The sequence below is a fragment of the Bradyrhizobium sp. RT6a genome, from assembly GCF_040547675.1.
Classification (GTDB): Bacteria; Pseudomonadota; Alphaproteobacteria; order Rhizobiales; family Xanthobacteraceae; genus Bradyrhizobium.
The window spans coordinates 1,062,603-1,076,235 of the sequence record NZ_JBEPQC010000002.1 but is presented as its reverse complement, the minus strand read 5'-3'; the positions used below and the strand labels follow the sequence as shown (position 1 = coordinate 1,076,235).

Genomic DNA, 13,633 nt, shown 5'->3' with positions numbered 1-13,633 from the left:
AGGCCCGAACGACGGTTCGGGCCTTATCAGATCACAAAGAAGTCGATGAGCGCGACGGGACGATTTACTCGTCTTCCTCGGGCTGCTCCTCGGGCGGCGCCAGGCCTTCGAGACCCTTCAGGAGCTCTTCTTCCGTCATGCGCTCAACGGCGACTTCGGTATCGTCTGCATCCACGCTTGCACCGGCGGAACCGATCAGCGGCACAGTGTCCGGCTCGGGTTCGTCGACCTCGACGAACTTCTGCAGCGAATGCACCAACTCCTCGCGGAGGTCCTCCGGCGAAATGGTGGTCTCTGCAATTTCGCGCAAAGACACAACAGGGTTCTTGTCGTTATCGCGGTCAACCGTTAGTTGTGAACCAGACGAAATCATGCGGGCGCGGTGGGCGGCCAGCAGGACCAGGTCAAACCGGTTGTCGACCTTGTCGATACAATCTTCTACGGTGACGCGAGCCATCGACTGTCGCTCCGTTGTGGGTGAGACGAAATATGTGGATGAATGCCGCTACTTATAGGGACCGGGAGGGTTTCGCAAGGCCAATTTGTGATTTGGTCTCGCCAAACGGCTCTGCTACCCCCACATTGGGGCTGGGATGGGTGGTTTCCCGGGTTGTTGGCGACGGCAGCGCCGGGTCTATGCAAGTTGGCCATAACTATACCTTGATTGCCCCGACTTCTCCGGATTTGCGGTTTCGACGGGTTTCGGCGGGACTTTAGAAGTGCGCGGCTTGCTGTCGCCGCGCCAACAAAAAACGATCAATCACGAACTCTACGCGAGCAAACTGAATGTCACCTTCCTCTACCGACAAGATCGCGCTCTTCATCGATGGAGCCAATCTCTACGCGACGGCGAAAACTCTGGGCTTCGACATCGATTACAAGCGCCTGCTGAAGGAGTTTCAGAGCCGCGGGACGCTGCTTAGGGCGTTCTACTACACCGCGATCATCGAGGATCAGGAGTACTCCTCGATCCGGCCGCTGATCGACTGGCTCGACTACAACGGCTACACCGTGGTCACGAAGGCGACCAAGGAGTTCATCGACGCCTCCGGCCGCCGCAAGGTCAAGGGCAACATGGACATCGAGCTCGCCGTGAACGCCATGGAGCTCGCCGAGCACATCGACCAGATGGTGCTGTTCTCGGGCGACGGCGACTTCCGCTCCCTGGTCGAGGCCGTTCAGCGCCGCGGCGTGCGGGTCACCGTGATTTCCACGATCGCGAGCCAGCCGCCGATGATCGCCGACGAGCTGCGCCGCCAGGCCGACGTCTTCACCGACCTCGTCGAGCTGCAGTCCAAGCTCGGCCGCGACCCGTCCGAACGCCCCGCCCCGCGTGACCGCGGCGACCGCGAGGCGCGCCACCACGCTCCGCAGTTCCTCCAGCGCGCGACCACGATGGCGCCGGCGAGGGGCGATGACGACTTCGAGGAGTGAGGCGGCCCGGTCAAGCCGCCAGCCTCTCAGCCTCGTCCCCGACCGTGACTGTCCGCTCTGTCCGCGCCTGGTCGCCTTTCGCGAGGCGAACCGCGCGCGCGAACCATCGTGGCACAATGCTCCGGTTGCGCCTTTCGGCGACATCAAGGCGCGCCTGCTGATCGTCGGCCTTGCGCCGGGGATGCAGGGCGCCAACCGCACCGGCCGTCCCTTCACCGGCGACTATGCCGGCGACCTGCTCTACGCGACGCTGCTCGAATACGGTTTCGCCAAGGGCAAATATCAGGCGCGTCCCGACGACGGCCTGAAGCTGGTCGACTGTCGGATCGCCAATGCGGTGCATTGCGTGCCGCCGCAGAACAAGCCGCTACCGATCGAGATCAATACGTGCCGGCAGTTCCTCGCGGCGAATCTCGCAACGATGCCGAACCTGCGCGCGATCGTCGCCCTCGGGCGCATTGCGCACGATACCGTGCTCAAGCCGCTGAACCTGAAGGGATCGCAAGCCCCCTTCGGCCACGGCGCCGTGCATCAGGCCGGCGCATTCAGGCTCTACGACAGCTATCACTGCTCCCGCTACAACACGAACACCCGCGTGCTGACGCCAGACATGTTCCGCTCCGTGTTCGCGAAGGTAAAGTCCGACCTCGACTAATCCTGAGACAAGCCCTTGGCGGGATTGGCCTTCAGCCAGTCCAGGACATCGCCGGCGTTTCGGTCGGGCGGAAACACCGGATAGAACACATGCGTGATCCTGGCGTCGTCGACGATCAGCGCAACGCGCTTCATCAGCGTCAGGCCCGCGACCTCCATGGTCGGCAAATTCAGGGCGCGCGTAAGCACCAGCTTCTCGTCCGAGAGCACCGGGAACGGCAGATGAAGCCGCGAGGCCATCTCGGTCTGGTACGCGTTGCTCTGGGTCGAGAGGCCGAACACCTGCGCGGCGCCGGCGGCCTTCAGCTCGGCAAACAGATCGCGAAACGCGCAAGTCTGCGGCGTGCAACCGCGCGCGCCCGGGATCATGTCCCAATCGTCGACCAGCGCGATCTTGCCGGGCTCGCCGGTGCGCGGATAGCCAAACACCACGGTCCGGCCACGCAGCGCCGACAGCGCGACTGACGTGTCGTCAGTGGCGAGCAGGCTGATCGGCGGCAGCGTCATGCCTTTCAGGTGCGCGGCGCCGCCGTCGTCGGCGGGTGCGGGAATCCGGGTCCAATCGACCTCGAGCAGGTTTCTCTGAGTCATCCCGCTATCCCCTCGCCCGCATCAGGCGGCCCTTCTCCCGGCTCCAGTCGCGCTTCTTCTCGGACTCACGCTTGTCGTGCAGCTTCTTGCCTTTTGCAACCGCGAGCTGTAATTTGGCGCGACCACGCTCGTTGAAGTAAAGCTTGAGCGGGATCAGCGTCATGCCTTCGCGGTCGACCGCACCCATCAGCTTGTTGATCTGCTTGCGATGCAGCAGCAGTTTTCGCGGCCGCTTGGGTTCGTGATTGAAGCGGTTGCCCTGGAGATATTCGGGAATGGTGGCGTTGATCAGCCAGATCTCGCCGTCCTTGGAATCGGCGTAGGATTCCGCGATCGTGCTCTTGCCGCTGCGGATCGACTTGACCTCGGTGCCGGTCAACGCAATGCCGACCTCGATCGTATCCTCGATCGCATAGTTGAAGCGGGCCTTGCGATTTTCCGCCATAACCTTGATCGGACGTTCGTTCTTGTCGGCCATGGAAGACAAACCTGATCGAGATGCGCGAGGACGCTAACAGTTTGGATGAAGCGCGCGCGTCAAGACTTCTTGAGGAGATCGCGGATCTCGGTCAGCAGCTCGACCTCGGCCGACGGCTTTGGCGGAGCGGCAGGCTCCGCCTCGTCCTTGCGCTTCAACTTGTTCATGGCACGGATCACCAGGAACAGCACGAAGGCAATGATGATGAAGTTGATCGTCAGCGTGAGGAAGTTGCCCCAAGCCAAGACGGCGCCCTGCTTTTTCGCGTCCGCGAGGTTTGCGGCGGTGACTTTGCCCGAAAGCGGCGTGAAGTAGTTCGAGAAGTCGAGGCCGCCGGTCGCTGCGCCGATGATCGGCATGATCACGTCGCCGACCAGTGACGTCACGATGGCGCCGAAGGCCGCGCCGATGATGACGCCGACCGCGAGGTCGACGACGTTGCCCTTCATGGCGAACTCGCGGAACTCCGTGAGCATCCGCGTGCCTCTTGCCTCGATCGCCATGGAAGCTCCCCGATCGGCTAGCGCGTCAGTTGATGAGGCCGGCATGAACCATCGCGCTGCGCACGGCAACGCGGGTCGGCTCGGTGACCGGCACCATCGGCAACCGCAGCGTCTCGTCCAGCTTGCCGAGCAGCGACAGCGCGTACTTGATCGGCGCCGGATTGCTCTCGATGAAGAGGTTGTTGTGCAGCGGCATCAGCTTGTCGTGCAGCTTCAGCGCGGTGGCATGATCGCCCTTCGCCCAGGCAGCCTGGAACTCGGAGCACAGCCGCGGCGCGACGTTCGAGGTCACCGAGATGCAGCCATGGCCGCCATGGGCCATGTAACCGAGGATGGTCGCATCCTCGCCCGAGAGCTGGTTGAAGTCCTCGCCCATCGCCGCGCGTTGCTGCGAGACGCGCACCATGCTGGCAGTGGCGTCCTTGACGCCGGCGATGTTCTTCAGCTCCCACAGCCGCGCCATGGTGTCGACCGACATGTCGATCACCGAGCGCGGCGGGATGTTGTAGATGATGATCGGAATCCCGATCGCGTCGTTGATCGCCTTGAAGTGCTGGTACATGCCTTCCTGGGTCGGCTTGTTGTAGTAGGGCGTCACGACCAGAACCGCGTTCGCGCCCGCCTTCTCGGCGTGCTGGGCGAGCTCGATCGCCTCCTTGGTCGAGTTGGAGCCGGCGCCGGCGACGACAGGCACGCGGCCTTTCGCTTCCTCGATGCACCATTCGACGACCTTCTTGTGCTCGTCATGGCTCAACGTCGGGCTCTCGCCGGTGGTGCCGACCGGGACCAGGCCGTTGGTGCCCTCTGAAATCTGCCAGTTGACCAGGGAGCGGAACGCCGCCTCGTCCAGCGAGCCGTTCTTGAACGGCGTGACCAAGGCGGTGAACGATCCCCGGAATTTCGTCTTGGCTGCCATGGACTTCCTCCGTACGCGGCGATCTCGAGCGAGCCGCATTCATATCGGGTCTATCCCGCCGGTAAAAGACCCGCCTCGGCGTGACGCACCGTTTAGGCCGCGATTTTGCCGCGGTGGTGGTGCAAACCCGGCGAAGGTAAGCGGCTGTTGGTATTTTGTCCGCATATTCAATCAAATACAGCCAGATCTTGTACAGCTGGGTCTTGAGCCAATTGACTGATTCGGGGCGACGAAACGCCGTGATCTCCTTTCCGCGCGCCGCATGGCGATCCACTACTCTGATCGTATGCCTGATGGCAGGGCTGTCGGCCGGCTGCGCCGCCTGGGCCAAATCCAATGAGACAACCGCGGAGACCGTCAAGGAAACCGCGAAGGAAACCGGGAAACCGGCGGCCAAACCAGCCGCCAAGGACACCGCGAAGGGGGCGTCAAAGGGAACCGGCAAGGAAACTTCGAAGGACGCCGCCAAGGGGGCAAGCAAGGGCGCAAGCAACGGCGCGACCAGTGCCCCCGCCAAGGATGTTGCGAAGAAGCCTGCCAAGGATGCGGGTAAGGATGCTGGCAAGAACGCAGGCAAGGAACCTGCGAAGGAGAAGCTGAAGCCCACGGCGGCCGCGCCAAAGTCAACGCCGACCGCTGGCGGCTCGGCCCCGAAGACCGCAGCCGCGCCGGCTGCGACGGCCACCGTCAGACCGACCGCCCCGGCCTCCGCCAAGCCCCTCGCGGCTCCGGTCCTGGCTCCGGCGACCCGCCAGCATGCCGCTCCGCGCAAGCCGGTCACACCGGCTGCGGTTGCCGCGACCTCCTCGACCTCGCAAGCCGACAAGGACACGCTGGAGACCGTGATCGAGCTCGTGCGCAAGCGCAAGGCGGGCGACGCCAGCAGTGCCGCGGCCACGATCTCCGATCCAGTCGCGCGAAAACTGGCGGAATGGATCATCCTTCGCAGCGAGGACAATGGCGCGACTGTGGAGCGCTACCGCGCCTTCCTGTCCGCCAATCCGAGCTGGCCGTCGCAGACCTTCCTGCGCCGGCGCCTGGAGGCCGCGATGTGGGACGACAGGCGCGACGACCAGGTCGCTTGGTCATGGTTCGAAAACGAATCCCCCGTGTCCGCCAAGGGCCGCTTCACGCTCGCCAAGGCGATGCTGGCGCGCGGCGACCGCGCCAACGCCGAACGTCTGGTGCGCGATGCCTGGCGCAGCGACCCGATGTCGGAAGACACCGAGAACAACGCACTCGACCAGTTCGGCGCGCTGCTGACGCCCGGCGATCAGAAGGCACGGATGGACACGCTGCTCTACGGCAGCGAGAACGAGGCCGCACTGCGTGCTGCGAAGCGCCTCGGGGCCGGCTATGTCGCACTCGCCAAGGCCCGAATCGCCTCCCTCAAGAAAGCGCCGAACGCTCGTGCGCTGCTCGACGCCGTGCCGCGCGAGCTGCACGGCGATCCCGGCTTCATCTTCAGCAAGATCCAGCTGCTGCGCCGCGAGGAGAAATTTGCCGAAGCCGCCCAGCTCATGCTGTCGGCACCGAAGGATCCGGGCCGGCTCCACAATCTCGACGAATGGTGGATCGAGCGGCGCCTCCTGGCGCGCAAGATGATCGACACCGAGGAATTTCGCAGCGCCTATCTGATCGCGCGCGATGCGGCCCTGCCCTCCCGCGACATCTACAAGACCGAGCAGGAGTTCACCGCCGGCTGGATCGCGCTGCGTTTCCTCAACGATCCCGCGGCCGCCACCCAGCATTTTGCCCGCATCGGGATCGGCAGCGTCAATCCGACCGCGCTGGCGCGCGCCGGCTATTGGCAGGGCCGCGCCGCCGAAGCTGCAGGCCGCCAGCAGGAGGCGCGTAACGCCTACGCGCGGGCAGCCGAGCAATCCACCAGCTATTACGGCCAGCTCGCACGCGCCAAGCTCGGCCTGCCGCAGATCGAGCTCAACGCGCAGCCGCGCAGCCGCGGTGCCGAACGGCTGGAGATCGTGCGCGCCGCGCAGCTGCTCTACGAGCTCGACGAGCGTGAGATGGCGATACCTGTTCTCGCCGACATGGGCGAGAACGGCGATCCCGAAGCGCTTGCCGGCCTCGGCGAGCTCACCCAGCGCCACAGCGACGCGCGCGGCATGCTGCTGCTGGGCAAGGCCGCGCTCAATCGCGGGCTGCCGTTCGATTTCTATGCCTATCCCGTCAACGGCATTCCGCAGTTCACGCCGATCGGCCCCGAGGTCGAGCGCAGCATCATCTACGCCATTGCGCGGCAGGAGAGCGCCTTCAATCCTTCGGTCGTCTCCCCGGCGCAGGCCTATGGGCTGATGCAGGTGACGCCGGAGGCCGCACGCTATGTCTGCAAGCGGCACGGCGGGACCTACGATCTGGGGCGTCTGAAGAACGATTCGGCCTACAACGCCACGCTCGGCTCGGCCGAACTCGGTGGACTGCTCGAGGACTATCGCGGCTCCTACATCATGACCTTCGCCGCCTACAATGCCGGCCGCGGCAGTGTGAAGAAGTGGATCGATCGCTACGGCGATCCGCGCGACCCCAAGGTCGACGCGGTCGACTGGGTCGAGCTGATCCCGTTCTCCGAGACGCGCAACTACGTGCAGCGGATCATGGAGAACCTTCAGGTCTACCGCGCCCGCTTCGGCGGCGGCACGCGGTTGCAGATCGAAGCCGATTTGCGCCGCGGCGGCGGCAGCGTGGAGTAGCGATCATCCTCCCTCGACGCGCTGCGGTGAGTCCGTTGGCGGCAGCTGCCATCGTCGCCAGTACTTGAGCCACCGGCGAAGAGCTGGGGTGCGAAGCGTCAGGCGGGCTTTCTCGCGATGCCCGTTGGCGGCAAAGCAAAGGGAGAACTATTGGCCTTCCTTGCGGCGACGCCTGGCGCGACGGGGGGCTCCTCGGCCGGCGAGCGAGTTATCCCGACGATAATAGTGAGAGCGCCTTTCCCGCAGCCTGACACGGGACCCGTCGGCCGATCCGAGAGCGATCACCGCTCCTCAGCTTGTGGCGAATCGGGGAAAGAGGCAATCAAATCAATCACTTGCAAATGAACCACTCGACAGAGGCGATCGACGAGGAAGGCAGTCGTCCCCCGCGCGAGCCATCCGATCTAATTTGATAGCAAAATCAGTCGTTTATGCGGATGAAGGGAGCCTTTGTCCGCGCCAAAACCGCTCATAATACAGGCGCCAGAACCTCCAGCTTTGTGTCCGTTATCGCGGCGTTACGTTCTCGCCCCGGGAGCAAACCGCTTGGTTTCGGAATTCGCTGGGAATATTCGAGCAAAAACACACGCTTCCAAATTGACCAGCCCAAGTAATTAGATGCATAAGGCTCGCACCGGAGAGGTGGCCGAGTGGCTGAAGGCAACGCTTTGCTAAAGCGTCATACGGTCTCAAGCTGTATCGAGGGTTCGAATCCCTCCCTCTCCGCCACTCCGCGGCAGAATCTGAGATCTGTGCGTTCCTTCACCTGACACCCGACGGCGGTCTCATGCGGCTCCGAACCGGATGGGGGACCACGAGGGAACCTGATTCAGCGAAAGCCAGGTTCACCTCCGAAACGGCGTCCAAGACCTGATTCTCCGCTCAGTGGGCGGAGACCCACGCCCTCGCGTCGCGCTGCGCGGCCGAGATATCGGCGTCCGACATCTGTCCGGCGACTTCCTGGCGCAGTGTCACGGCGTCCTTGCGGCCCTTGAGCGCGGCGAGGTTGAACCATTTGTGCGCGGCGACGAGATCGACAAGACCGGAGCGTCCGCTCGCCCAATAGAGGCCGCGCTCGAACAGCACGTCCGACAGCGCGCCTGCGTCGATCGGCGTCGCGGTCTCCAGATCGAAAGTACCCTGAAACATAACGCATCCCCTTTTTTCTTATGCCGCCTCGTCCCCCGAGCGCGGCTCCCGTCCAATCAACTGTTCAACTCATCCCCGGGGCTTCTTGCCCGTGCCGTTTGCCGGCTTGTTGGAGGTAATGATGGCGGGCAAATTTGAATGGCAGTTTAAGTATCGCGATGAAGCAGACGTAAACGCGCCAGCCCCAGGCGCGCACGACAAATGCAAGAAGTCCCGGTTTCGCAGGCACTTCTGCAATTTGTCAGATTCGGTTTACCTTGGGATTTTGGGAGAACGATAACCATCGCGCACGGTGACGCGTGTCCTGTGGTGTCCCCGCCCGCTGTCGTCACCGGTATTCCAGAGATAGCAATGGTCTCACGAGAAGCCGCGGCGAACTGGATCGCCAGGTCGGAGCCAGGCGACGACACGGCGAATGGAGAAGCGGCGCGTGAACAGCGTGCAACAGCGCCGCAGCCTCCCTGCTCAAGAAGCGCGCATATGAAGAAACATATGGCTGGAAGCTCGACTGCGGCCATCCTTCGAGACGCCCGCCTGCGGCGGGCCGTCAGGATGGGGGATGAGTATGCGGCAGCATCAACGCAGATGGACGCAGCCGAGCCTTATCCTGAGGAGGCCCCGAAGCGGTCGTCTCGAAGGACGAGGCGCTCGCTCAGGCGTCGCCGAGACGTCACATGCGAGAGCCCGGCCTGCTCAAGAGCAGAACAGCCACGTCGCGGTCAGATCAACAATGTCGGGAGATGGGAATGCCGGCAATACCCCGGCCTCATGAGAACGAGGGCGTCGGCGAACACGTCAGGACCAGATTCCACGTTGGCCCGAAGGCCGCTTGTGAAATTGCGGAGCCCCTTACGGAGAACCGCACCGAACGAAGAAAACCTGTTTCTTCTGCCGGATCGGGCTTAGCGAGCGAACTCGCGAAGAGAACGATCCGACCGTTGACCTGATGTCTCGCCGACACCCTCTATCGTCGACCAGAACCTTTTGAGAGGCGCTGATGACGTGCCGGCTCTCTAGGAGCCGGCAACTTCAAAAAGCGAAGTTACTTCTTCTTGGCGACCTTGCGGGTCTTCTTCGCAGTCTTCTTCACTGCGCTCTTCGCCTTCTTCGCCTTCTTTGCCTTCTTAGCTTTCTTGGCCATGTTGCCCTCCGATGTGTGAGATGGCTTAATCGCTGCATGCAGTCGGGGATCGAGTGCACACTCATCCCGAATACACCAACACAACGAAAAAAACAGCGTCTCGCTTAAAGAAGTGTTGACGGCGAAACGCGCCTGCGCTGGCGAACGCGATGCAAGCGGACTGCATGAGTTGTGCTTGCGATCGCAGAGAGTGCCCGCGGCATCGACGTTTGCAAAAGATGCGACTGCAGAAAAACACTATGCAGCAAGTATTTTTCTGCACGCGCGCATCGCGCGCGATCGATGTCATGACGTATCGCGCCGATCGCGCGAGCGCCTCGCGAAGGCGCTTCGCGGACTCTGAGTCGCGACTTTTGGCAACGAAAATATTTTCATGATTAACGGCGCCAGGGCTCGTCAGAGCGTGTGCAAGTCGCCGTTTTGCGCGAATCGCGTGACGGCGATTCGGTCGGCGTGTCGCGTTCGATCGGGATGAAGTTCGTCGCCGAGGATGCGCGCGAGCGTCACATCGTGAACCGAAAGCGAGGTGACGACTCCTGTCCGTCACCTCGTTCGAACGCGCGAGGTCAGATGCCGAGCTTGGACTTGAGCAGCTCGTTGACGCTCTGCGGGTTGGCCTTGCCGCCGGATGCCTTCATCACCTGGCCGACGAACCAGCCGAGTGACTGCGGCTTGTCCTTGACCTGCGCCGCCTTGTCGGGATTGGCCGCGATGATGTCGTCGACAACCTTTTCGATCGCGGAAAGATCCGTGACCTGCTTCATGCCGCGGCTTTCGACCAGCGCGCGGGGATCGCCGCCCTCCTGCCAAACGATCTCGAACAGATCCTTGGCGATCTTGCCGGAGATCGTACCCTCGCCGATCAGGTCGATGATCCCTGAGAGCTGTGCGGCATCGACCGGAGAGTCCGTAATGTCCCGGCCTTCCTTGTTGAGACGACCGAACAGCTCGTTGATCACCCAGTTGGCGGCGACCTTGCCATCGCGCGCGCGGTTGGCGAGCTTCTCCAGCACGGTCTCGTAGAACACCGCGCTCTCGCGCTCGGCGACCAGCACGCCGGCGTCGTAGGCCGACAGGCCGAGATCCGCGACGAAGCGCGTCTTCTTCTGGTCCGGCAGCTCGGGCAGCCCAGCCTTCAGCTCGTCGACAAAGCTTTGCGAGAACTCCAGCGGCAGCAGGTCGGGATCAGGGAAGTAGCGGTAGTCGTGCGCCTCTTCCTTGGACCGCATCGACCGCGTCTCGCCCTTGTTAGGGTCGTAGAGCCGGGTCTCCTGGTCGATCGCGCCGCCCTCCTCGAGGATTTCGATCTGGCGCCGGGCCTCGTACTCGATCGCCTGGCCGATGAAGGTGATCGAGTTCATGTTCTTGATCTCGCAGCGGGTGCCGAGCGGCGCGCCCGGCTTGCGCACGGAGACGTTGACGTCGGCGCGCAGGGATCCCTTCTCCATGTCGCCGTCGCAGGTGCCGAGATAGCGCAGGATCGAGCGCAGCTTGGTCACATAGGCCTTGGCCTGCTCGGCATCGCGGATGTCGGGTTTCGACACGATCTCCATCAGCGCCACGCCGCAGCGGTTGAGGTCGACATAGGACATGGTCGGCGACTGATCGTGCAGCAATTTGCCGGCATCCTGTTCCAGATGCAGCCGCTCGATGCCGATCGTGGCGGTCTTGCCGCCGTCCAGTTCGACCACGACCTCGCCTTCGCCGACGATTGGCGACTTGTACTGGCTGATCTGGTAGCCCTGCGGCGAGTCCGGATAGAAATAGTTCTTGCGGTCGAACACCGAGCGCAGATTGATCTGCGCGTTGAGGCCTAATCCGGTCCGGACAGCCTGCCTGACGCATTCCTCGTTGATGACGGGCAGCATGCCCGGCATCGCCGCGTCGACCAGCGACACATGCGTGTTCGGCTCGCCGCCGAACGCGGTGGAGGCACCGGAGAACAGCTTCGCGTTCGACGTCACCTGAGCGTGGACCTCCAGGCCGATGACCATCTCCCAGTCACCGGTTGAGCCCTTCAGAAGCTTGTGCGTGGCCGTGCTCATGTCTTGCTCCCGAGCAGCGTGGCAGCGATCCGCTCCCACTCTGCTTGTAATGAATCCGTTGCCACGGGCTGGCCGGCCTGGCGGTACCAATAGCCGGCATTGCCAAGGTCGCCCTCGACGCGATGCAGATAGGCGTGCACCCAGGCGGCCTCGCGGCTGCTCTCGTCCTGGACGATTCTGTGCGCCTGGTCCCAGTCGCCCTTGGCGGCCCACCACAAGCCGGCGAGCGGCGCGCTGAGATCCGGCGGCGGCGCGGCGCCGTCGAGGCTGGCGATATACGCCGCCATGTTCACCACCATTTCGCCGGCGTGAAGCGGCCGGCGGCCTGCTCGATCACCTCACCGAGCGAGAACAGCGTCTCCTCGTCGAAGGGACGACCGATCAGCTGCAGGCCGAGCGGCAGGCCCTGCGCGTCCTTGCCGGCGGGCACGGCGATGCCCGGCAGGCCCGCCATGTTCACAGTCACCGTGAAGATGTCGTTGAGGTACATCTCGACAGGGTCCGCGCCGCCCTTCTCGCCGATGCCGAACGCCGCCGACGGCGTCGCCGGCGTCAGGATGGCGTCGACGCCCTTGGCGAAGCAATCCTCAAAGTCCTTCTTGATCAGCGTGCGCACCTTCTGGGCACGCAAATAATAGGCGTCGTAATAGCCGGCCGAGAGCACGTAGGTACCGATCATGACGCGGCGCTTCACCTCGGCGCCAAAACCTTCTGCGCGGGTGTTCTCGTAGAGTTCGTTGATGTTCCGGCCCTGCTCGCGCAGGCCGAAGCGCACGCCGTCGTAGCGCGCGAGGTTGGAGGACGCCTCCGCCGGGGCCACGATGTAATAGGCCGGCAACGCGTATTTGGTGTGCGGCAGCGACACCTCGACGAGCTCGGCGCCGGCCGCTTTCAGCCAGGCCGCGCCCTCGCTCCAGAGCTTTTCGATCTCGGCCGGCATGCCGTCAAGACGATACTCCTTGGGAATGCCGATCCGGATGCCCTTCACGGACTTGCCGATCGCGGCCTCGTAGTCCGGCACGGGCATGTCGACCGAGGTCGTGTCCTTCGGATCGTGGCCGGCCATCGAGCGCAGCAATATCGCGGCATCGCGCGTGCTGCGCGCGATCGGACCGGCCTGGTCGAGCGAGGAGGCAAAAGCGACGATGCCCCAGCGCGAACAGCGGCCGTAGGTCGGCTTGATGCCGACGGTCGCGGTGAACGCCGCCGGCTGACGGATCGAGCCGCCAGTATCGGTCGCGGTCGCACCCATGCACAGCAGCGCCGCAACGGCCGAGGCCGAGCCGCCGGACGAGCCGCCCGGCACCAGCGTCGTGTTGGAGCCATCACGCCGCCAGGGATTGCCGACCGGGCCGAAGCACGAGGTCTCGTTCGCCGAGCCCATCGCGAACTCGTCATTGTTGAGCTTGCCCAGCATCACCGCGCCGTCGCGCCAGAGCTGCGAGGTGATGGTGGACTCGTAAGTCGGCACGAAATTGCCGAGGATTTTCGAGCACGCGGTGGTGCGGACGCCCTTGGTCGCAAACAGGTCCTTGATGCCGAGCGGAATGCCGGCGAGCGGTCCCGCATCACCCTTGGCGATCTTCTCGTCGACGGCCTTCGCCATGTCACGCGCGCGGTCGGGCGTCTCCATGACGAAAGCATTGAGCACGCGCGCGGCTTCGATCGCGTTCAGATGCGCGTCGGTCAGCTCAAGGGACGTAAAAGTCTTGGCCGCGAGGCCCTTGCGGGCCTCCGCGAGCGTCAGCGATGTCAAATCGGTCATTTATTGATCGGGCTGCAGAAGAACGGAGACAGGGACTTGTCGTTGGCCGGGTCGTCTTTCTTGGCGGCCGCTTTCGCAGCCGCCTCGATCTCGTCGAGCACGGCATTGACGGCGACGTTGGGGTCGGCAGCCTTGCCCTGCCGCTCCATCTTGTCGAGATAGTTCATGTAGGCCTGATAGGCCTTCTCGTCGTCGCAAAGCATGCACATCGACAGCGTCCTAAGACTCTTTAGTTTGACGCGTTTT

The 13,633-nt window shown here is 63.6% G+C and carries 13 protein-coding genes and 1 tRNA gene; 4 read left to right on the top strand and 10 right to left on the bottom strand.

Going from position 1 to position 13,633, the window contains the following annotated elements; genetic code table 11:
• Positions 1 to 64: 64 nt before the first annotated feature.
• Positions 65 to 457 (bottom strand): DNA-directed RNA polymerase subunit omega, encoded by a 393-nt coding sequence (rpoZ, locus tag ABIC03_RS15075; RefSeq protein ID WP_007603391.1) that lies wholly within the window; start codon positions 455 to 457, stop codon positions 65 to 67.
• A gap of 329 nt (positions 458 to 786) precedes the next feature.
• Here rpoZ and ABIC03_RS15070 point away from each other — a divergent pair, with 329 nt between their 5' ends.
• Positions 787 to 1,434, top strand: a complete 648-nt coding sequence (locus ABIC03_RS15070) for a LabA-like NYN domain-containing protein (RefSeq protein ID WP_007603390.1) — start codon at positions 787 to 789, stop codon at positions 1,432 to 1,434.
• On the top strand, positions 1,415 to 2,089 hold the full coding sequence (locus ABIC03_RS15065; RefSeq protein ID WP_354058884.1) for a uracil-DNA glycosylase: 675 nt from the start codon (positions 1,415 to 1,417) through the stop codon (positions 2,087 to 2,089). The genes ABIC03_RS15070 and ABIC03_RS15065 overlap by 20 nt, the downstream gene beginning before the upstream one ends.
• Here the strand turns inward: ABIC03_RS15065 and ABIC03_RS15060 are convergent.
• From ABIC03_RS15060 to dapA, 4 genes are read right to left on the bottom strand one after another with little or no spacing between them, the layout of a single operon-like run.
• Complete coding sequence (locus ABIC03_RS15060; RefSeq protein WP_354058883.1) at positions 2,086 to 2,679, bottom strand: peroxiredoxin; 594 nt, start codon at positions 2,677 to 2,679, stop codon at positions 2,086 to 2,088. The genes ABIC03_RS15065 and ABIC03_RS15060 overlap by 4 nt on opposite strands.
• Positions 2,680 to 2,683: 4 nt before the next feature.
• Entirely contained in the window at positions 2,684 to 3,157 is a 474-nt protein-coding gene (gene smpB / locus ABIC03_RS15055; RefSeq protein WP_027567292.1) for an SsrA-binding protein SmpB, read from the bottom strand.
• 59 nt (positions 3,158 to 3,216) lie between these two features.
• A complete protein-coding gene (gene mscL / locus ABIC03_RS15050) occupies positions 3,217 to 3,633 on the bottom strand; it encodes a large conductance mechanosensitive channel protein MscL (RefSeq protein WP_027567293.1) in 417 nt (138 codons plus the stop codon).
• Positions 3,634 to 3,685: 52 nt separating this feature from the next.
• Positions 3,686 to 4,576 (bottom strand): 4-hydroxy-tetrahydrodipicolinate synthase, encoded by an 891-nt coding sequence (gene dapA / locus ABIC03_RS15045; protein ID WP_007603384.1) that lies wholly within the window; start codon positions 4,574 to 4,576, stop codon positions 3,686 to 3,688.
• Between the two features lie 293 nt (positions 4,577 to 4,869).
• Here dapA and ABIC03_RS15040 point away from each other — a divergent pair, with 293 nt between their 5' ends.
• Positions 4,870 to 7,287 carry a transglycosylase SLT domain-containing protein gene (locus ABIC03_RS15040; RefSeq protein ID WP_354058881.1) on the top strand — a complete coding sequence of 806 codons (2,418 nt, stop codon included), beginning with the start codon at positions 4,870 to 4,872 and terminating at the stop codon, positions 7,285 to 7,287.
• A 636-nt stretch (positions 7,288 to 7,923) separates the two neighbouring features.
• Positions 7,924 to 8,016: transfer RNA gene (locus tag ABIC03_RS15035), tRNA-Ser, on the top strand.
• A 153-nt stretch (positions 8,017 to 8,169) separates the two neighbouring features.
• Here ABIC03_RS15035 and ABIC03_RS15030 read toward each other — a convergent pair.
• The 5 genes from ABIC03_RS15030 to ABIC03_RS15010 all read right to left on the bottom strand — a co-directional run bounded on the left by ABIC03_RS15030 (position 8,170) and on the right by ABIC03_RS15010 (position 13,596).
• The gene (locus ABIC03_RS15030) at positions 8,170 to 8,436 is read right to left on the bottom strand and encodes a hypothetical protein (protein ID WP_275167891.1); all 267 of its coding nucleotides are present in this window, start codon (positions 8,434 to 8,436) and stop codon (positions 8,170 to 8,172) included.
• Positions 8,437 to 10,143: 1,707 nt separating this feature from the next.
• Positions 10,144 to 11,622, bottom strand: a complete 1,479-nt coding sequence (gatB, locus tag ABIC03_RS15025) for an Asp-tRNA(Asn)/Glu-tRNA(Gln) amidotransferase subunit GatB (RefSeq protein WP_275167892.1) — start codon at positions 11,620 to 11,622, stop codon at positions 10,144 to 10,146.
• The gene (locus ABIC03_RS15020) at positions 11,619 to 11,921 is read right to left on the bottom strand and encodes a hypothetical protein (RefSeq protein WP_354058880.1); all 303 of its coding nucleotides are present in this window, start codon (positions 11,919 to 11,921) and stop codon (positions 11,619 to 11,621) included. Before ABIC03_RS15020 ends, gatB begins: the two co-directional genes overlap by 4 nt.
• On the bottom strand, positions 11,912 to 13,387 hold the full coding sequence (gatA, locus tag ABIC03_RS15015) for an Asp-tRNA(Asn)/Glu-tRNA(Gln) amidotransferase subunit GatA (RefSeq protein WP_275167894.1): 1,476 nt from the start codon (positions 13,385 to 13,387) through the stop codon (positions 11,912 to 11,914). The genes ABIC03_RS15020 and gatA overlap by 10 nt, the downstream gene beginning before the upstream one ends.
• Positions 13,384 to 13,596, bottom strand: coding sequence for a hypothetical protein (locus ABIC03_RS15010; RefSeq protein ID WP_007611210.1), 213 nt, complete (start codon positions 13,594 to 13,596; stop codon positions 13,384 to 13,386). The genes gatA and ABIC03_RS15010 overlap by 4 nt, the downstream gene beginning before the upstream one ends.
• Between the last annotated feature and the right edge of the window lie 37 nt (positions 13,597 to 13,633).